This is a genomic window from Thermomonas sp. (genome assembly GCF_020850895.1).
Classification (GTDB): domain Bacteria; phylum Pseudomonadota; class Gammaproteobacteria; order Xanthomonadales; family Xanthomonadaceae; genus Thermomonas.
Genome location: NZ_JADZDS010000069.1, coordinates 16,927 through 36,159, shown reverse-complemented (window position 1 = coordinate 36,159; position 19,233 = coordinate 16,927). Strand labels below are relative to the sequence as shown.

At 65.1% G+C, this 19,233-nt stretch carries 19 protein-coding genes and 2 pseudogenes; 7 read left to right on the top strand and 14 right to left on the bottom strand.

Going from position 1 to position 19,233, the window contains the following annotated elements; translation table 11 throughout:
- A partial coding sequence (locus tag IT472_RS06820; protein ID WP_297180249.1) for a hypothetical protein occupies positions 1–465 on the top strand: 465 nt, incomplete at its 5' end.
- 103 nt (positions 466–568) lie between these two features.
- Here IT472_RS06820 and IT472_RS06815 read toward each other — a convergent pair.
- From IT472_RS06815 to clpB, 4 genes and pseudogenes are all read right to left on the bottom strand, one after another.
- Positions 569–943: pseudogene (locus IT472_RS06815) on the bottom strand (AAA family ATPase); the annotation flags it as partial.
- On the bottom strand, positions 844–1,359 hold the full coding sequence (locus IT472_RS06810) for a hypothetical protein (protein ID WP_297180247.1): 516 nt from the start codon (positions 1,357–1,359) through the stop codon (positions 844–846). The pseudogene IT472_RS06815 and the gene IT472_RS06810, both read right to left, overlap by 100 nt.
- Before the next feature lie 343 nt (positions 1,360–1,702).
- Positions 1,703–1,951: pseudogene (locus IT472_RS06805) on the bottom strand (transposase); the annotation flags it as partial.
- A gap of 148 nt (positions 1,952–2,099) precedes the next feature.
- Positions 2,100–4,682 carry an ATP-dependent chaperone ClpB gene (gene clpB / locus IT472_RS06800; RefSeq protein WP_297180245.1) on the bottom strand — a complete coding sequence of 861 codons (2,583 nt, stop codon included), beginning with the start codon at positions 4,680–4,682 and terminating at the stop codon, positions 2,100–2,102.
- Positions 4,683–4,858: 176 nt separating this feature from the next.
- On the opposite strand from clpB, the gene IT472_RS06795 reads away from it, so the two are divergent.
- The 4 genes from IT472_RS06795 to IT472_RS06780 all read left to right on the top strand — a co-directional run bounded on the left by IT472_RS06795 (position 4,859) and on the right by IT472_RS06780 (position 8,601).
- The gene (locus IT472_RS06795) at positions 4,859–5,845 is read left to right on the top strand and encodes a hypothetical protein (RefSeq protein ID WP_297180243.1); all 987 of its coding nucleotides are present in this window, start codon (positions 4,859–4,861) and stop codon (positions 5,843–5,845) included.
- Positions 5,842–6,762 (top strand): hypothetical protein, encoded by a 921-nt coding sequence (locus tag IT472_RS06790; RefSeq protein WP_297180242.1) that lies wholly within the window; start codon positions 5,842–5,844, stop codon positions 6,760–6,762. Before IT472_RS06795 ends, IT472_RS06790 begins: the two co-directional genes overlap by 4 nt.
- Before the next feature lie 162 nt (positions 6,763–6,924).
- Positions 6,925–7,530 carry an SHOCT domain-containing protein gene (locus tag IT472_RS06785; protein ID WP_297180241.1) on the top strand — a complete coding sequence of 202 codons (606 nt, stop codon included), beginning with the start codon at positions 6,925–6,927 and terminating at the stop codon, positions 7,528–7,530.
- Positions 7,531–7,791: 261 nt separating this feature from the next.
- On the top strand, positions 7,792–8,601 hold the full coding sequence (locus IT472_RS06780) for a hypothetical protein (RefSeq protein WP_297180239.1): 810 nt from the start codon (positions 7,792–7,794) through the stop codon (positions 8,599–8,601).
- A gap of 44 nt (positions 8,602–8,645) precedes the next feature.
- Here IT472_RS06780 and IT472_RS06775 read toward each other — a convergent pair whose 3' ends face one another.
- From IT472_RS06775 to rluD, 3 genes are read right to left on the bottom strand one after another with little or no spacing between them, the layout of a single operon-like run.
- The gene (locus IT472_RS06775) at positions 8,646–9,203 is read right to left on the bottom strand and encodes a DUF4166 domain-containing protein (RefSeq protein ID WP_297180238.1); all 558 of its coding nucleotides are present in this window, start codon (positions 9,201–9,203) and stop codon (positions 8,646–8,648) included.
- On the bottom strand, positions 9,200–9,934 hold the full coding sequence (pgeF, locus tag IT472_RS06770; protein ID WP_297180237.1) for a peptidoglycan editing factor PgeF: 735 nt from the start codon (positions 9,932–9,934) through the stop codon (positions 9,200–9,202). Before pgeF ends, IT472_RS06775 begins: the two co-directional genes overlap by 4 nt.
- Positions 9,931–10,911, bottom strand: a complete 981-nt coding sequence (gene rluD / locus IT472_RS06765; protein ID WP_297180235.1) for a 23S rRNA pseudouridine(1911/1915/1917) synthase RluD — start codon at positions 10,909–10,911, stop codon at positions 9,931–9,933. Before rluD ends, pgeF begins: the two co-directional genes overlap by 4 nt.
- A gap of 100 nt (positions 10,912–11,011) precedes the next feature.
- On the opposite strand from rluD, the gene IT472_RS06760 reads away from it, so the two are divergent.
- On the top strand, positions 11,012–11,854 hold the full coding sequence (locus IT472_RS06760) for an outer membrane protein assembly factor BamD (protein WP_297180233.1): 843 nt from the start codon (positions 11,012–11,014) through the stop codon (positions 11,852–11,854).
- Between the two features lie 46 nt (positions 11,855–11,900).
- Here IT472_RS06760 and IT472_RS06755 read toward each other — a convergent pair whose 3' ends face one another.
- Positions 11,901–13,535 carry an NAD+ synthase gene (locus IT472_RS06755; protein ID WP_297180231.1) on the bottom strand — a complete coding sequence of 545 codons (1,635 nt, stop codon included), beginning with the start codon at positions 13,533–13,535 and terminating at the stop codon, positions 11,901–11,903.
- A gap of 155 nt (positions 13,536–13,690) precedes the next feature.
- Between IT472_RS06755 and ppa the strand changes: the two genes are divergently transcribed.
- Positions 13,691–14,239, top strand: coding sequence for an inorganic diphosphatase (gene ppa, locus IT472_RS06750; RefSeq protein WP_297180230.1), 549 nt, complete (start codon positions 13,691–13,693; stop codon positions 14,237–14,239).
- 58 nt (positions 14,240–14,297) lie between these two features.
- On the opposite strand, the gene IT472_RS06745 is transcribed toward ppa, so the two are convergent.
- The 6 genes from IT472_RS06745 to atpG all read right to left on the bottom strand — a co-directional run bounded on the left by IT472_RS06745 (position 14,298) and on the right by atpG (position 19,158).
- On the bottom strand, positions 14,298–14,996 hold the full coding sequence (locus tag IT472_RS06745; RefSeq protein ID WP_297180227.1) for an ion channel: 699 nt from the start codon (positions 14,994–14,996) through the stop codon (positions 14,298–14,300).
- 10 nt (positions 14,997–15,006) lie between these two features.
- Positions 15,007–15,588 (bottom strand): DUF4136 domain-containing protein, encoded by a 582-nt coding sequence (locus IT472_RS06740; RefSeq protein WP_297180226.1) that lies wholly within the window; start codon positions 15,586–15,588, stop codon positions 15,007–15,009.
- A 233-nt stretch (positions 15,589–15,821) separates the two neighbouring features.
- On the bottom strand, positions 15,822–16,247 hold the full coding sequence (locus IT472_RS06735; protein WP_297180224.1) for a F0F1 ATP synthase subunit epsilon: 426 nt from the start codon (positions 16,245–16,247) through the stop codon (positions 15,822–15,824).
- Between the two features lie 9 nt (positions 16,248–16,256).
- Positions 16,257–17,672: a F0F1 ATP synthase subunit beta gene (atpD, locus tag IT472_RS06730; RefSeq protein ID WP_297180222.1), complete on the bottom strand. Its 1,416-nt coding sequence runs from the start codon at positions 17,670–17,672 to the stop codon at positions 16,257–16,259.
- 131 nt (positions 17,673–17,803) lie between these two features.
- Positions 17,804–18,187 carry a hypothetical protein gene (locus IT472_RS06725; protein ID WP_297180220.1) on the bottom strand — a complete coding sequence of 128 codons (384 nt, stop codon included), beginning with the start codon at positions 18,185–18,187 and terminating at the stop codon, positions 17,804–17,806.
- 107 nt (positions 18,188–18,294) lie between these two features.
- Positions 18,295–19,158 (bottom strand): F0F1 ATP synthase subunit gamma, encoded by an 864-nt coding sequence (gene atpG, locus IT472_RS06720; protein ID WP_297180219.1) that lies wholly within the window; start codon positions 19,156–19,158, stop codon positions 18,295–18,297.
- Positions 19,159–19,233: the final 75 nt, after the last annotated feature.

Sequence of the window (19,233 nt, the reverse complement as noted above, 5' to 3'; positions counted from 1 at the left end):
CTGCTGGCCACGGCGGTGTGGGGCTGGATGCAACTGCGCGAGCGCCCGGTGATGGTCGGCAATGCGCAGGTCCAGCTGATGCTGGAGTTCCGCGTGGCGCAAGCGCATGCGCCGGCGAAGGGGCTGCGCGACTGGCTGGATGTGGAGGTGAACACCTCGAGCACCCGCATGACGGCGCTGCTGTTGCCCGACAAGGTTCGACAAGAGGCCGATCAATTGGTGATACCGGCCCTGCAAGGCCCGCTCATCCGGGCAGGCAACCGGCTGGTGGTGGCCCGCATCCGTGGCCCCGAGGGCTCGCGTGACGAACTGTTCAGCCCCAGCATGCCACGCAACCCCGACCCGAAAGCCGGCTGGAGCCCCTGGACCGCGCCCAGCCAGATCTCCGACACGCAGGGCCAGCCCCTGCCCGGCCCGCCGCTGCTGGAGATGCGCTGGCGGGTGCGGGTGTATGGGCAGGAATGAGGGCACCAGGCGCGCCAGGAATCGAGCAGCGACACCGCGCACGCTTCAAAATCGACCACGTTGCGCGTGGATCCTTGTCTTCCGAACACCCGTTTGCCGCCCTCGGCCGTGCACCGTAGACCGGATCAAAGCCGACGTTGCCGAGCAGGTCGAAGACCGCATCGCTCAGTTCGATGCGGATGCCGCGTTCGGCCAGCCGCTTTTCCAGTGCGCGCAGCTGGATGCGGCGGCCCTGGCCGTCGGTCAGACGGCCGTCGTCGAGCACCTGCAGCAGGATGTTGAACACGTCCGGATGTGCTTTCTCCACCTCATCCAGCAGGATCACGCTGTACGGGCGGCGGCGCACGGCTTCGGTGAGATAGAGCTGCCGTGCCGTTCTTACCGATTGCGTCCTGGCTCGAATTGGCGACGGGCCGATGGCAGATGTGCCAGCAAGGCCTCGACATTGGCCTGCGTAAGGTTGCCACGCAGCCGCCAAGCGGCCCAATGACCTTGGCGAGTCAGCTCGCCGCCATGCTCCCACGGCCCGATTGGATCGGTGGCCACTGCGTTCGGGCCGAGCGGCCACGCGACCATGACCCACCAGATGCCTACGGTATTGAGGGATCCCGTTCCGTCGCTGCCGCGAGCTGGCGTCTCAAGCTCGGCAACGGTGATCTCGAGCCCGTCAATCACCCCCGTGATCCCCGCTCCCCAACGTGTGGCGCGCCGCCCTTCAAGTTGCTCAGCCAGTGCCGCCATCGGCGGGTGTTCGCCTGGAATGAATGGCGAATGCAGGGTAAAACCGCGCTGCATGACAAACCGCTCCATGGCGCGCAGGCGCCATCGTTCGCGCACCATGCCAGCAGCGAGCACGCCAACAATCACCACCACGATCCACAGCCAGTCCCGCATCGCTCAACTCAACCAGAAATTACGTGGTCTGTGCGGCACTTCGCGCAGGTCCGCCCGACAGCGTGGTCCGGGAGCATCGTGTCAGTCGCCACCATCGATGTGTGCATAGGAAGTACAAACGCTCTTTTCGGCCAGTCTGCCGGGTAGGTTTCGGTCGTGCAAGCGACCGCTTTGAGCAAGGACCGGCTGTCCACAGCAGGGATTTCGGGGTCGCGGGGGCATGCAGCGGCGATGTCAGCAGCCATTCTTCGGAGTGTCCCCACAGCGCGCCAAGCGCAAGCCTGCGGAATCCTGGCTGCATCGGGTCGGCTTTCAGTGTTCGCCCTCGGCAGCGTGGCCAGCGGATCGTCCACTTCTTGCTGATGTTGCGTAGCGCCAGGCAGAACAACTGCAACAGCGCTTCGTCGCTCGGGAACGCATCACGGTTCTTGGTCAACTTGCGCAGACTCATGTTCGCCGACTCGATCGCATTGGTGGTGTAGATCACCTTGCGGATCTCGACCGGGTGGTCGAAGAACGGGGTCAGCCGCGGCCAATTGCATTGCCAGGATTGGCTGATCGGCAAGTACTCGCCGTCCCACTTGGCCTCGAACGCAACCAGCCCCTGCCCGGCCCGCCGCTGCTGGAGATGCGCTGGCGGGCGCGGGTGCAAGGACCAAGATTGAGGGCACCAAGCACGCCAGGAATCGAGCAGCGACACCGCGCACGCTTCAATAATCGGCCGTGTTGCGCCTGGATTCTTACCTTCCGAACACCAGCTTCCCGCCCTCGGCCTCCACCCTCACCATGTCGCCGTTGCCGAAACGGCCGGCCAGGATCTCCTGCGCCAACGGGTTTTCCAACTGCTGCTGGATGGCGCGCTTGAGCGGCCGCGCCCCGTAGACCGGATCGAAGCCGACGTTTCCGAGTAGCTCGTAAGCCTTGTCGGACAGCTCGATGCGGATGCCGCGTTCGGCCAGACGCTTTTCCAGCGCGCGCAGCTGGATTCGCGCGATCTGCTTGATCTGGTTTTTGTCCAGCGGGTGGAACACCACGATGTCGTCGAGCCGGTTGATGAACTCGGGACGGAAATGCGCCTGCACCACGGCCATCACCGCGGCTTTCATCTGGATGTAAGCCTCAGGCGAATCGTCGCTGCTCAACTCCTGGATTTGATGGCTGCCCAGGTTCGATGTCATCACGATCACGGTATTGCGGAAATCCACGGTGCGGCCCTGCCCATCGGTCAGGCGGCCGTCGTCGAGTACTTGCAGCAGGATGTTGAACACGTCCGGATGCGCCTTCTCGACCTCATCCAGCAGGATCACGCTGTACGGACGCCTACGCACGGCTTCGGTGAGGTAGCCGCCTTCCTCATAGCCGACATAGCCCGGCGGCGCGCCGATCATGCGACTGACCGCGTGCTTTTCCATGAATTCGCTCATGTCGATGCGCACCATCGCATCGGCAGAGTCGAACAAAAACTCCGCCAGCGCCTTGCACAGCTCGGTCTTGCCCACGCCGGTGGGGCCGAGGAACAGGAACGAGCCACTCGGCCGGTTGGGATCGGACAGCCCGGCGCGCGAACGCCGCACCGCATCGGAGACCACCTTGATCGCCTCCTCCTGACCGACCACGCGGGTATGCAACTGCGCTTCCATCTGCAGCAGCTTCTCGCGCTCGCCTTCCAGCATCTTGCTGACCGGAATCCCGGTCCAGCGCGCCACCACCTGCGCGATCTCCTCGGCCGTCACCTTGTCCTGCAACAGGGTGAAGCCTTGGGTTTCGGCCTCCTGCGCGGCCACCAGCTGCTTTTCAAGTTGCGGGATTTGGCCGTACTGGAGTTCGCTCATGCGCGCATAGTCCTGCCGGCGCTGCGCGGCTTCCAGCTCAAGCTTGGCGGCCTCGATTTGTTCCTTGATCTTGGTCGCCCCTTGCAGCGTCGCCTTTTCGGCCTTCCACACTTCCTCCAGATCGCTGTATTCGCGTTCGAGCACGTCGATCTCCGCTTCCAGATCGGCCAAGCGCTGCTTGGATTCCTTGTCCTTCTCCTTCTTCAAGGCCTCGCGCTGGATCTTGAGCTGGATCAGCCGACGCTCCTTGCGGTCGAGCTCCTCCGGCTTGGAATCGATCTCCATGCGGATGCGCGAGGCGGCCTCATCCATCAGGTCGATGGCCTTGTCCGGCAATTGCCGATCGGCGATGTAGCGATGGGACAGGGTGGCCGCTGCGACGATCGCCGGGTCGGTGATCTCCACCCCGTGATGCACGGCATAGCGCTCCTTCAAACCGCGCAGGATGGCGATGGTGTCTTCCACCGACGGCTCGCCGACGAACACCTTCTGGAAGCGGCGCTCCAGCGCCGCGTCCTTCTCCACGTACTTGCGATATTCGTCCAGCGTGGTGGCACCGATGCAGTGCAGCTCACCGCGTGCCAGCGCCGGCTTGAGCATATTGCCGGCGTCCATCGCGCCGTCGGCCTTGCCGGCGCCGACCATGGTGTGCAGCTCATCGATGAACAGGATGATCTGGCCTTCGTTTTTTGCCAGGTCATTGAGCACCGCTTTCAGGCGCTCTTCGAACTCGCCGCGGAACTTCGCGCCGGCGATCAGCGCACCCATGTCCAGACTCAACAGACGCTTGCCGCGCAAACCTTCCGGCACTTCGTTGTTGATGATGCGCTGGGCCAGACCTTCGGCAATCGCGGTCTTGCCCACGCCCGGCTCGCCGATCAGCACCGGATTGTTCTTGGTGCGGCGCTGCAAGACCTGGATGGTGCGACGGATTTCCTCATCGCGGCCCACCACCGGATCGAGCTTGCCGGATTCGGCGCGTGCGGTCAGGTCGATGGTGTATTTTTCCAGCGCCTGGCGTGACTCCTCGGCGTTTTCATCCTGCACCGACTCGCCGCCGCGCAGCGTGTCAATCGCCGTTTCCAGCCGGCCGCGATCCGCACCGGCCGCCTTCAACGCCTTGCCGGCCGCGCTGGAATCCTCCAGCGCGGCGAGCAGGAACAGCTCGCTGGCGATGAAGGCATCGCCTCGCTGCTGGGCCAGCTTGTCGGTCACGTTGAGCAATCGGATCAGGTCATTCCCGGCCTGCACATTGCCGGCCTGGCCAGTGACCTTGGGCAGCTTGTCCAGCGCCTCGGCCAAGCGCAGCCGCAGATCGGCCACGTTGACACCCGCCTGCGACAGCAACGGCCGCGTGCCGCCGCCCTGTTGATCGAGCAGGGCCAGAAGCAGGTGGATGGGTTCGATGATTGTGTGATCACGACCCACGGCCAGCGACTGCGCGTCGCTGATGGCCTGCTGGAAGCGCGAGGTGAGTTTGTCCATGCGCATGACGGGGTACTCCGAATCGGAGCCGGCGGTCGCGCCGGCAATGGCCTGAAAATGCGGTCAAATCGCGCCGTTCCAAGGGGCACTGAAGGCATCCGTTCATTTCCGATGTCCGCTTTCGACCCGATTGGTCGTGTACCTTCGGTACAGTCCGTTTGCCTTCCTGCACCGGGATCACCATGCCCAAACTTCGCGTCGCCGCCACCATGCTGCTGCTCGCAGGCTGCACCGCCGCGAATCCACCCGCGCCCACGGCCGCACCAAAGGCGGCCTCCGCAGCAACGCCGGCGGCCGCGTCTCCTTCCGCCGCGTTCGGTGCCGGCACCTGCCTGCCGCTCGCGCAGTGGCAGGCCGAGGGCAAGCGCGGATTTGTCGTTGCCAGCGCAGGCACGTCACCGGAACAGGGTGAGGCCGATGCCCAACCGTTCACGGTGAACTTCAAGGTCACCCTGGACGGCAAGGCCAGCACCGGCCAACTCGCGCTGCCCGAGGTAGACCCGGCGGCGATCGTCTTCGATGACCAGGAATTGCAGCAAAACGCGCAGGTCTGCAACGGCCACGTGTTCATTGCCAACCTCGCCGAGGAACGCGGCGGGACGCTGGTGATCGGCAACCTGCAGGACGGCGCGTTGGCGATGACGTCGCTGGCCTACGCCAGCGGCGACGAAGACAGCGCGGAGCTCAGCGTCAAGGATGGCGCCGTGGTGGTCACCGACCGCAACGGCAGCGTGCGCTTGCAGGAATCATCCGCAACGGATCCGGCAACGCCTGCACACGGTTTGGTCGCCGAATCCGCGCAGTGCGAACAGGATGCGCCACAGGGACACACCTGGCTCAGGCTCGCCCTCGATACCGACGGCGGCGTGCGCAGCATGGAGTACACGGCGACGATGTCAGGCGGCGCGAGCTGCACGGTCAGCGCCGGTCTGGCGGGCGACAAAGCCTCTCTCAGCCAGGGCAAGAACGTCACCGACATCCGCTGGGACGACAATGAGGATCCGTCCCAGGCTTCGCACATGCGCGTGTCGCGCAATGGCGATGTCTACACGCTGGAACCCTTGCGCTACGACCACCCGCAATTCTGCGGCCAGAGCGCGCAACTGGCGAACGTCATCAAGCTGCATCGGAACAGCCCGTCTTGCGCCTCCGTGGAGTGGCCGAAATGAAGCATTCCTCCCTATTCGGCATCCTGCTGGTCGGCATCGCGGTTTGCATGCTGGCTTGGCCGGCTGCAGCACACGACTCCGCACCCGCGCCACCGACCGCTGTTTCCGCCGCCGTGGTCAGGCAGATCGGGTTGTCCGACAAGGACTGCGATCCGGGCAAGGCCGCGTTCTCCGACGATGGCAAGTACCTCGCACTGAATGTGGACTGCGGTGAAACCCGCGCTGGCCGCCGCGTGTGGGTCATCGACCTCGCCGCCAACGCCGCCACACCCGCCACGCCACCGCTGGGCGGCAGCGACCCCAATGGCGAAACCATCGTCCAAGATGGCACCGAGGTCCTGTGGTCCGGCGCGACCGTGTACGTCACCACCTCGATGGAAACCCGCGGCGCGCGCAGGGGCGCCCCGACTTATTGGGACGAGCGATTCTTCAGCAGCCGGCCGGGGCAGGCACCGCAAGCGCTTCGGCAACTCCCGCCCGCCGTGCTTGCCAAGTTCGAGCATCCCTTTGGCCGCTTCCCGGTCGAAGAAGTGCTGCCCGATACCGACAATGACGTGGTGGCCGATGGCGTTTTCCGGATCGGCAAACATCTGGCCTGGATTTCCAACGACGCTCACGACAACGTGTTCCTGCGCACCCGCATCGGCAAAGGCCCGATTCGCGAGCTGAGCCGTGGCGGCTGGGAGTTGACCTCGCTGCAATACGATCCCAAGCGGCTGATCTACCCCAGCCGCAACGGCATCATCGTGTACGACCTCGACGCCGGCCAGCCCCGCCGGATCACCGTCACCCACGCCGACGCCCGCCCGGTGGCTTGGCTGGCGGCCAGCCGCAAGCTCGCCTACACCAGCACCCGCGGCTGCGACGGCAAGGCGCAGCCCGGCACGCGTGCGCTGTGCATCATCCACCTGCCCTGAGCCGATGCATGTCCCGATATCATCCGGACTGCCGTTCGGGCTGGCCGTGCTCGGCGGACGCGGAGCAGTGACGCGGTACGGCCACGGCATCCGCAGATGCGATGCGGACGCGGCTTCCCGGCCTGGGCTCACCACCAGCCAATCCGACATCACGCATTGACCATGCCCACCTCGATTCCCGCATTGTTCGAACACCCCGCCGCACTCGCCTGGATCGTGGCGGCGGTCGCCATCCTTGCGGGGTGCGCCATCTACGTGCTGCGCCGCAGCCTTCGCTCCCGAAGCGCCGACGGCGCACAGGTCAGCCGCATCCCCACGGTCACCGGCGGCCTCGGGCATGGCAACCCGTTCGACCCCAAGCTCCCGGAGGCGGTCAAGGCGCAGACACCGGCTCCACCCGGCCAACTCCACTCCCAAGTCTCCAGCACCCTCACGGTCAACGGCCAAGTCCTCGCTGGGGACCTTGATCTGGGATCGGTGCTGTCGGACTTCATGGGCGATGGCGGGGATGGCTTGGCACGGCAGATATTGGAAGCCGCCGCGCACAACACCAGTGGCAAGCCCACGGTGTTCGTCAACGGCAAGCAGGTGGACGCCGACAGCATCGATTTCGCCGCGCTGGTGGCGCGCGCGCCTACGACCTCAAGCGGCCGTGCCGGCGGTGACATCGAAGCCCGTCTGCACACACTCAAGAACCTGCTGGACGATGGCCTGATCAACGCCACCGAGTACGAAGCCAAGAAGTCCGCCATCCTGCAGGCGCTTTGACAACCGCTCGGCGGCCTCCGGAACGAGCAAGCGCGTCTGCTCCCGGCGACGACGGGTTCGTCCGGCCTGCATCGGCCAACATCGCAGGTCACGATTGCTGCGACGACGACGTCAACGCGCGCGCCACTGCCGCGTTTTCGCACCGGAAAACGGCGGACTCACCCGTGTCGAGAGCCGTTGAAGGGCCGCCGGCAGCCTCGGCCGTGGCGCATTGCCAACGACGATGGCACGGTGCTACAACGCGGGACAGGGAGAACGCGCATGTCGTTTTTCGAGGAACTCAAGCAGCGCAAGGTCGTCCGGGTCGCCACGGGCTATGTCGTGGCCGCGTGGATCGCCATCCAGGGCGCCTCCATCGCCCTGCCGGCGTTCGACGCGCCGCCCTGGGTGCTGCGGGTGTTCATCCTGCTGTTCGTGCTTGGCTTCCCGCTGGCGCTGACCCTGAGTTGGGCGCTGGACGTCACCTCCGAGGGCATCACGACCAGCCCGCGCAGCCAGAGCGACAAGATCATGGGCCTGCTGGTCCTGCTGCTGATCGCTGCCGGTGTTGGCTGGTATTACTGGAAGCCGCCGCAGATCGCGCCAGTCGTTACCGCGACAACGCCAGCCACACACCCCGTCACAGCGGCACCGCCATCGACAGCGGCTGCCGCCATGCAACCGAAGCTGGCCGCAACGGACACGCATTCGCCTACGCCAGCCTTGCCCGCGACGAACGCACAGGCGCCCGTACCGACGGTCAAGCCCGAAGCCACCCGGCATGGCCATCCATCCCACCCTCCTGCCTTGGCAAGGCCGATGGCACAACCCGCCGCTCCAGCCGGACCTCCTGATGGACAGGGCGTGCGCCAACCCCATCGTCCCGGAAACTCCGAGGGTGAACGGGCGGCACTGTCTCCACAATGCCGTGAAATCCTGGCCCGGGCGCGTGACAGGGTGATGGATGCCGGCGCTCCTTCGCGACCCGTGATGCGACGGGAACGCCTCGCAACACAAGCGCAGCTGCGCAATGCAGGTTGCCTGAAGGAACTCAAGCAGGCCTATCCCGAGGCCATGCCTGGCCGACGCTGATGGACCGCGGTGAACGCAGGATCGCCTCCAGCACACTCACGCGGTCAGTGGTGGAATTCCGCAGCCGACGCCAGCCAGCCTTCACAGCGAAACACCCGGCCCGCCACCGGCACGACTGCGTCGATCAGGAATTCGTAACGGCCCTGCCACTCGCGTTCGCGGTAGACCACGCCATCGAACAGCTTGGCAGGCAGAGGCAACCATCCGAACAGGCGCACGTCGACGATCTGCCACCACATCGCCCCGTCACGGACGTGCGGAAAACACTGCAGGCGCAGCCGCGGCAATCGAACCTGCAGCAGCTCGCCACGGCATTGCAGGACCGCCTCGACGGGATGACCGCCGATGACCAAACGCCATGACTCCGAGGCGCCGCTCGCACGCACATGCAGGGTCGTGCTGGCATCGTTGATCGGCTGCGGCAAGCGCAGGAGGGTGGCGCAGCGACGCGCGAGCCAGCCGGTGCCGCGTTCGATCGAGGCAACACCGGCAACCCGGCCTTCGCCCCGGATCGCATGCAGCCGCCGCACCGCGGCACCCACGCCGTAGAACGCTGCACCCAGTACCTGCTGGAACAAGGTCGGATCCCTGCGCTCGTTCATCGGGTCATCCACGCCAAGGTCGCCATGCGTCCGCTGCGCCCATCGCGGCGGTGCGAGAAATATCGGTCGGTTTCGGAAATCGTGCAGGCCACGCCCCCATGCACGAACTGTACGCCGACATCGAGCAGGCGCTGGCGTGCCAGCGTGTAAAGGTTGGCATTCCAGTGATCAGGACGGGTGGGCTGGAATGCCAGCCGTGCGCGGGCATCACGCGAAACGAAAGCGTCGAATACGTCTTTACCGACTTCGTACGCTCTGGGGCCGGCTGCCGGTCCCAGCCAGGCGACGAGGCCGTCCGAGGGGACCTGCATCGCCGCCACGGTTGCCTCCAGCACGCCTGCGCACAGGCCACGCCATCCTGCGTGGGCAACGGCAATCGTCCCTCCTGATCGCGCTGCGATGACCACGGGCAGGCAATCGGCGGTGAGAACGGCCAGCACCGTGCCAGGCGTGCGTGTCACCGAGGCATCGGCCTCTGGCTCGTCCACTCCAGGCTCGACCGCCACCCCGATGCCGTGGACTTGGCGCAGCCAGCGTGGCCGGGACGGCAGTGCCAAGGCAGCACCCAGTTGTCGCCGGTTTTCCGCCACGGCATCGACTGCGTCCCCGCAGCGCGTGCCCAAGTTGAAGGTATCGAATGGCGCGGACGAAACACCCAACCCGTCACGTTGGGACACCAGTGCGCAGACACCGGGCGGGGCGGGCCAATCAGCCTGCAGAAATGCACTCATCGGCGGCCACGCCTCGCCTCCGCCTGGGTCGCGGCATCGTCCCGAAGCAGGACCAGGAGTTCCTGCATGTCTGCAGGCAGGGGGGCTTCGCAGCGCACCGGTTGTCCGCTCACCGGATGAAGGAATTCCAGCACCTCGGCGTGCAGCGCCTGCCGCCGGAATCCGCGCAGGCAGGCCACCAGTCCGTCCGAGGCGCCCTTCGGGAGCCGCAGTGCCCCTCCGTAAAGGGGATCCCCGAGGATCGGGTGCTTGAGGTGTGCCATGTGCACGCGGATCTGGTGGGTCCGACCGGTTTCCAGTCGACACTCAAGTGCGGTGTGCGCACGAAAGCGTTCGCGCAATCGGTAATGGGTGACGGCCGCCTTGCCATCCTCGCGTACCGCCATCCGCAAGCGGTCACGCGGATGGCGATCGATGGCCGCGTCGGCGGTACCGCCCGACACCAACGCACCCACCACCACGGCCAGATACTGCCGATGCACGTCGCGCGCCGACAGTTGCGCCACCAAGGCGGTATGGGCTTCCAGGGTGCGCGCCACCACCATCACGCCGCTGGTGTCCTTGTCGAGGCGATGGACGATCCCTGCGCGCGGCAGCTTGTCCAGCCCGGGAGTGTGGTGCAGAAGCGCGTTCAACAGGGTTCCTGCTGGATTGCCTGCGCCCGGGTGGACCACCAGACCGGCCGGCTTGTCCAGTACAAGGACATGCGCGTCCTCATAAAGCACGGTCAGCGGGATGTCCTCGGCCATCGCACGGACCTGCACGTTCTCGACCGCGGTCACCGCGACGGTCTCGCCCCCATGAACGGCATCGCGCGGCCGTGCCGCGGCACCATCCAGCAGCACGTCGCCGGACTTGATCCAGGCCGACAAGCGTGAGCGCGAATATTCCGGGAACAATTCCGCCAATACGGCGTCCAGCCGCCGCCCGGCGGCAGACACGGGAACAACGGCGCTACGACTGCCGGACTGGCTCATGCTGGATCCGATGGGTGACTGGAACGGACGCAACGGCCCTGATCGGGGCCACGTGCTGGTATTATCCAAGGTTCACGCCACCGGCGCCCGCTTTATGCCCATGATGCCTCGTTCCGCCCTGCTGCGCCCAGCCCTCGTGCTTGCCTTGGTCCTCGCCATCACCGGCTGCTCCGGAATCAAGAGCATGTTCAAGGACGAGAACAAGAACGAAGGCGTGCCTGTCGGGGAACTCTACGACCGCGCCCACGACGCCATGACGAGGGAAAAGTGGAGCTCGGCCAGCGAGATCTTCGGACGTCTCGTCGCCCAATACCCTTACGGCCCGTTCACCGAGCAGGCGCTGATGGAGCAGGCCTACGCCCAGTACAAGTCCGGAAAGCACGAGGACGCGGTTTCCACGATCGACCGATTCATCCGCACCTATCCGACCCACCGCAACATCGCCTACTTCTACTACCTGCGCGGCCTTTCGAACATGGCGCGCAACACGGTGCTGCTGGCCACGGCCTTCAACCTGGACACCAGCACCCGCGACCTCGACGCCCCGCTGCAGGCCTACGCCGACTTCAACACGGTCGCCACCCGCTATCCCAACAGCCGCTATGCGGGTGACGCTCGCCAGCGGATGGTGTTCCTGCGCAACGAGTTCGCCCGCTACGAATTGAACATCGGCATGTATTACCTGCGCCGGGGCGCCTGGGTCTCGGCCGCCGACCGCGCCAAGTACCTGCTGGAAACCTACCCGCAGAGCGAATACCAGAATGACGCCGTGGCCTTGTTGGGCGCGGCCTATACCAAGCTTGGCAATACGACGCTGGCCGCGGATGCCCGCCGGATCCTGCTACAGAACGACCCCCAGCACCCTTGGCTGACCAACGGCGATTGGCCGCCGCCGCCCAGCACCCTGCGGCGACTGAACCCCTTCAATTCCGATTCGCGCTGACCCGAACGAACACCTTCCCGTCCCCGCACATGCCAGTGCCTTCCCGTCAGCCGGGATAACCACTGGTGATCGGATAACGCCGCTCGCGTCCGAACGCGCGTCGGCTGACCTTCGGCCCCGGCGCGGCCTGATGGCGCTTCCACTCGCTGATCCGCACCAGCCGCACGACCTTATCGACGACGACGGGATCGAACCCGGCGGCAATGATGTCCGCCGGTGACTGCTCGTGGTCGATGAAACGCTTCAGGATGGTGTCGAGAACGTCGTAGGGCGGCAACGAATCCTGGTCCAACTGGTTCTCGCGCAGTTCGGCGGTGGGCGGCCGTGCGATCACCGCCTCGGGAATAACGCGGTCACCGACCGTATTGCGCCAGCGTGCCAATTCGTAGACCTCGGTCTTGTACAGGTCCTTGATCGGCGCATAGCCGCCGCACATGTCGCCATAGATCGTCGCGTAGCCCACCGCGTATTCGCTCTTGTTGCCGGTGGTCAGCAGCAGACCACCGAACTTGTTCGACAGCGCCATCAGCAGTGCGCCGCGGGTGCGTGATTGCAGGTTTTCCTCGGTGGTGTCGACCGATGTCCCGATGAAGGAAGCCGACAGCGTTTCGAGGAATCCCAGGTACGGCTTTTCGATCGATAGGGTGACCAGCTCCACCCCCATTGCATCGCACTGTTCCCGCGCCAGGTCATTGGACAGGTCTGCAGTATGGCGCGAAGGCATCCGCACCGCGGTGACGTTCCCCGGCCCCAATGCGTCGGCGGCGATTGCCAGCACGACCGCCGAATCAATGCCCCCGGACAGTCCCAGCCAGGCCTTTTCGAAGCCGTTCTTGCGGCAATAGTCGCGGGTGCCGCGCACCACCGCACGCCACGCCAGTGCGTCGCGGCTCTCATCGCCATCCACGGTCCATTGCAGGGATGCGAACCTGCGTGTGTCACGGTCGAACTCGACCACCAGCCACTGCGCTTCGAAAGCCACGGCCGCTGGGTGCACCGCGCCATCGCCATCGACGACCACCGAGGCGCCATCGAACACCAGCGCGTCCTGGCCACCGACGATGTTGAGATAGGCGATTGCCGCCCCGGTTTCACCCGCGCGTTGCGCCAGCAGGGCATCGCGCTGGGCGTGCTTGTCGCGTTCGAACGGGGATGCATTCGGCACCAGCACCAGTTGCGCGCCCTTGGCCACGGTGGATGCGATCGGCTCTGGGAACCACAGGTCCTCGCAGACCACGACGCCGACCTGGGTGCCGTTCACCTCGAACACACAATCCTCGCGATCGGGATCGACGTCGAAATACCTGCGCTCGTCGAACACGGCGTAATTGGGCAATTCGCGCTTGCGGTAGGTGGATTCGATGGCCCCGCCGCGCAGCACGCTGGCGGCGTTGAAGACCACGCTGCCGGCGGACTGCGGCCAGCCGACGACGGCGACGATGCCGACCGCCGCCTTCGCCACGCTGGCCATGGCCGTTTCGCACTCATGCAGGAACGCCGGGCGATACAGCAGGTCTTCCGGCGGATAACCGGACAGCGCAAGTTCCGGGAACAGCACGATGTCGGCGCCGTATTCGTCGCGCGCGAATGCGATCATCCCCGCGATCCTCGCGGCATTGCCTGCCACGTCGCCGACCGGGAAGTCGAATTGCGCCATCGCGATCCGCAACTGTCCTTCCATTCCTGCTCTCCATCCCGTGGAACCGGTGCCGCCATTGTCCGCGGGATCGTGCCATTCGGCCATCCATTCGGCACGCTTGCGGCCACTTCGGTAGAATCGCGCTCCCACGCACGCCGCAGGCGCTGCATTCCTCCACTCTTGTCGAGTACGTTGCCATGGGCCTAGACCTCGTCCCGAGCGGCCGTGATCTGCCGGAAGAAATCAACGTCATCATCGAAATCCAGAAGGACGCCGATCCGGTCAAGTACGAGGTCGACAAGGAGTCCGGGGCGATTTTCGTCGACCGCGTGCTGTCCACGCCGATGCGTTATCCCTGCAACTATGGCTATATCCCGCACACCCTCTGCGGCGACGGGGATCCGGCCGACGCGCTGGTGATCCTGCCCTTGCCGCTGGTGCCTGGCTCGGTGATCCGTTGCCGCCCGGTCGGCGTGCTGCGCATGAGCGATGAAGCCGGCAGCGATGAAAAGCTGCTGGTGGTACCGGTGAACAAGGTGTTCTCCGGCTACGCCCACATCGCCGACATCGAGCATGTCAGCAAGCACTGGCTGCAGCGGATCGGCCACTTCTTCGAGCACTACAAGGATCTCGAGGATGGCAAATGGGTGAAGCTGGACGGCTGGGGCGGCGCCATCGAAGCAAAGAAACTCATCGTCGAGGCAGTTGCGCGCTACAACAGCAGCACCGACAAGCCGAACTTCTGAGCCTGGCATTCACTGCACCCAGAACCGCCGGCATCCCAGGCGAAATTCCAATGCCGCATCACCCCCGACGGTTGCCGGCGATCACCGTCAATCCGATCAGTCGCGAGACCACGGTCGCGAGATATCCCACGCCGGCGAACTGCTCCAGCATGGTCAGCACCTTGGCCGGCGCGTTCAACGGCAGGGTATCGCCAAGCCCCGTCGCCGACAGGTTGCTGAAACTGTAGAACAGCAGTTCCAGCCAGTACCGTTGCCGCCCGGGCTCGATCCCGGTGAAGCTGCCCGGATGCCACGCTTGGCATGCAAGGTACGCATAGGCGAAGCCCCACGCCAGCAGAGTGAAGGTGGCGCCGGCAGCGAACAATTCATCGGTCGTCACCTTCTGGTCACGCAGCATGTAGACGATCAGGCCGCCTGCAGCATAGAGATACAACGCCGATTCCATGACGGCAGCAAAGGGCAGCAATGATTCGTAGCCGGCCCAAACCCCCAGGACGGTCAAGGTCATGGCCGGGATCGCCAACAGCCAGCCAATCCAGTTCATCAGCGGACTGCGCATCACCACCCACAGCGCCAGCGGCACCACCACCAGCGCAACGGCTCCCAGCAGCAGGCGCCCGCCGCTGCCATCCCCCATCAATGGAAACACCAACAGGCTCAACAGTTGCGCGGCCAGCAGGAATGCCGACGGATGCCGCTTGGCGAGGGCGTGCCAACGCCATTCGCGCCCCGGCCCGCCCGCAAAGCTTCTTCCCATGGCCGGTTGACTATTGCGCAGCGCGGTGCGGATACCTCGCAAAAATCCCGCCTACCGCAGCATCGATACTCGCCAGTTTCTGCTCCGGGGTACGTTGGCGTGCTTCCGGTGCGCTGGCCGAACCGGTCCAGACCATCCGGTTTTGTGCGGCATCGACCAGATCCACGGTCAGGACCGCCTCGCGATAGGTGTTGGCCATGGTCTCGTCGTACCAGAACGGCACCGCGACATAGGTCCTTGCCCGGTAGCTGTAGACCCATTGGACATCGGTGCGTGGCACCGACCAGACGCTGGTCCGATCCTGCACGTCGGCATGGAAGTTCACCAGCAGGCTGGCACCTTCCTGTGCATAGCGGTAGCCGCGTGCTTCCATTTCCCGGCGCACGTCCTCCTTGATCCGCTCGGAAACCCAAGAGGAATACCCGGACTGTTCCATCGCGATCGGGCGGTAGAAACCCCAAGTGCGATACTGGGCGAAGTTGGCCGTCGGGTCGGCGTCGGTGCGCACCAAGGGACCGGTCGCGCACGCAGTCAACGACAGCATCGTGGCGAGGAGCAGGGAAGCGGCAAGACTGCGGGCAAGGCGAGGCATGGCGTGCATCCGGCGGCTGGGTGAACCGAATCATCGCATCGGGACAGATACGGCACCTGAACGACGAATGACGTCTAGCGGACGATGGGGAAGGACCGTTGCTCGAGGAAACGATTCAGGCGACTGCATGGCCGCTGCGGTTGCTCCCAACGAAAACGCCGGCTTGCGCCGGCGTTTCGATTCGGATCAGGCTTGGCTGGTCTGGCGAGATGCCAGGCACAGCGAGTCCAACCTCAGTGCTTGAGGTTCTTGCGCAGGCGCTCCAGCGCCTGCAACTGCGCGGTGACTTCGGCCAAGCGCTGCTGTGCTTCGGCGATTTCCATCGCCTCGCCGCGACGGGCGAGGATACGCTCGGCTTCTTCCTTGGCGGCGCGCACCGCGGCCTCATCGATGTCCTGGGCGCGCACGGCGGTATCCGCCAGCACCGTCACCATGGTCGGCTGAACTTCGAGGATGCCACCGGAGATGGCGATATCGACGATTTCCCCGCCCGGCTGGTGCACCACGATCTTGCCGGGCTTCAGCCGGGTGATCAGCGGTGCGTGCTTGGGCGCAATGCCCAACTCACCCATTTCGCCGGTGGCCACGACCAATTCGGCCTCACCGTGGAAGATCTCGGCCTCGGCGCTGACGATGTCGCAACGGATGGTGGATGCCATGACGGTTCCTTACGCAGCCAGCTTCTTGGCCTTCTCGACCGCCTCGTCGATCGAGCCGACCATGTAGAACGCCTGCTCCGGCAGGTGGTCGTAGTCGCCGTCGACAATGCCCTTGAAGCCGCGGATGGTGTCCTTCAGCGGCACGTACTTGCCCGGCGAGCCGGTGAACACTTCGGCCACCGTGAACGGCTGGCTGAAGAAGCGCTCGATCTTGCGCGCGCGGGCCACCGCCAGCTTGTCCTCTTCGGACAGTTCGTCCATGCCGAGGATGGCGATGATGTCCTTCAGTTCCTTGTACTTCTGCAAGGTGGACTGCACGCGGCGGGCGGTGTCGTAGTGCTCGTTGCCGATCACGTTCGGGTCGAGCTGGCGGCTGGTCGAGTCCAGTGGATCCACCGCCGGGTAGATGCCCAGCGAGGCGATGTTGCGCGACAGCACCACGGTCGCGTCCAAGTGGGCGAAGGTGGTGGCCGGCGACGGGTCGGTGAGGTCGTCCGCGGGCACGTACACGGCCTGGATCGAGGTGATCGAGCCGGTCTTGGTCGAGGTGATGCGCTCCTGCAGCACGCCCATTTCCTCGGCCAGGGTCGGCTGGTAGCCCACCGCCGACGGCATGCGGCCCAGCAGCGCCGACACTTCGGTACCGGCCAGGGTGTAGCGGTAGATGTTGTCGACGAACAGCAGCACGTCGCGGCCTTCGTCGCGGAAATACTCGGCCATGGTCAGGCCGGTCAGCGCCACGCGCAGGCGGTTGCCCGGCGGCTCGTTCATCTGGCCGTAGACCATCGCCACCTTGGACTTGGCGTGCTCCTGCACGTTGACGACGCCCGACTCCTGCATCTCATGGTAGAAGTCGTTGCCTTCGCGGGTGCGCTCGCCCACACCGGCGAACACCGACAAACCGCTGTGTTCGGTGGCGATGTTGTTGATCAGTTCCATCATGTTGACGGTCTTGCCGACGCCGGCGCCGCCGAACAGGCCAACCTTGCCGCCCTTGGCAAACGGGCACATCAGGTCGATCACCTTGATCCCGGTTTCCAGCAGCTCGGTGGTGCTGGCTTGGTCTTCATAGCTCGGGGCCGAGCGGTGGATTTCCCAGGTGGTGTCGGAGGCAACCGGACCGGCCTCGTCGATCGGGTTGCCGAGCACGTCCATGATCCGGCCCAGCGTGCCGATGCCGACCGGCACCGAGATCGCGCGGCCGGTGTTGTCGGCGACGAGGCCGCGCTTCAGCCCGTCGGTGGATCCCAGCGCGATGCAGCGCACCACGCCGTCGCCCAGCTGCTGCTGCACTTCCAGGGTGATGTCGGTGTTCTGCACCTTCAGCGCGTCGTACACCTTTGGCACGCTCTCGCGCGGGAATTCGACGTCGACGACCGCGCCGATGATCTGGACGACTTTGCCCTGCTGGGTGGTGGCGTTCATGTCACTGCTCACTCAAATGAAAACGTGGTGGATTCGGTTTGTTACGGGAGGGAACCCTCGGGAAAACCACGCGGCTTTCCCGAATGTTCCGCGGGGTTGCCCGCCTTGCGGCGGGCAACCGGGTCACGCAATCACTCGCACTTCAGCATCGCAGCGGTCTGCGCGAAGGCATCATTGGCGGCCTTGCAACCGACGCCAAGGGTGTCCTTGTACGGACTGGCTGCCCACTGGGCGCGGGTGTCCTCGAACGCCTGCTTGAGCGCAGCCGAGGCCGCATTGTTCGACGACTTGTCGAAGCAGGCCTGGGCCCGCGCGATGTAGTCTTCGCACTCCTTCGGCAGGCTCGAGGCAGCAGGAGCGGCAGCAGTCTCGGCAGCAGGTGCGGCCGGGGCGTCGGCAGCAGGCGCAGCGGTTTCGGCAGCGGGGGCAGCCGCATCGGCAGCCGGGGCAGCCTCTTCTTTCTTGCAGGCGGTCAGTGCGGCGCACAGCGCCACGGCGATCAGCAACTTGTTCATGGTGTTTCCTCCCTGGGTTTCGATGAATGACCTGATGGAACAGCGCGCAAGGTAGCCAACCTCATCTCACGACCGAGGCGCCGTTGCGCAGCAACGCCCCTTTTCCATCAAACCGCCGCAGCACCGCCGACGATTTCCGAAATTTCGTGCGTGATCGCCGCCTGGCGGGCCTTGTTGTAGACCAGGTTCAGGGTGTCGATCAGTTTGGTTGCGTTATCCGATGCGGCCTTCATGGCGACCATGCGTGCGGCGTGTTCGGAGGCGACGTTTTCCATCACCGCCTGGTACACCAGCGACTCGATGTAGCGCGTCAGCACATGGTCGAGCACGGTCTCGGCATCCGGCTCGTACAGGTAGTCCCAGTCGTGGCGCCCCGCCTGCTGCTCAGCCGCGGGCAGCGGCAACAGCTGGTCAAAGGTCGCCTTCTGGGTCATCGTGTTGACGAAGTCGTTGTAGGCGATGAACACCCGATCCAGGTCACCCGCGGTGTAGGCATCCAGCATGACCTTGATGCCGCCAACCAGCTGCTCGACCTTCGGGGTGTCGCCGATATGGGTGATCGAGGCCAGCATCGCCACCTTGAGCTGGCGGAAGAAAGCCGAGGCCTTCTGGCCGATGGTGACCACCGAGACTTCGACGCCCTGCTCCTGCAGCGCGCGGAACTCGACCAGCAGCTTGCGGAACATGTTGTTGTTGAGCCCACCGGCGAGGCCGCGGTCCGACGAGATCACGATGTAGCCGACGCGCTTGACGGTCTCCCGCTCGACCAGGTACGGATGGCGGTACTCGGAATTGGCTTGCGCCATGTGTCCGATCAACTGCTTCATCGCGTGCGCGTACGGCCGCGACTGCCGCATGCGGTCCTGCGCCTTGCGGATCTTGGAAGCCGAGACCATTTCGAGCGCGCGCGTCACCTTGCGGGTGTTCTGCACGCTCTTGATCTTGGTTTTGATTTCGCGTCCGCCTGCCATGTCTTTCCTCTTTGCTCGTCATTCCCGCGAAAGCGGGAATCCAGTGGCCTGAAGCCAACGTCCATGGACTCCCGC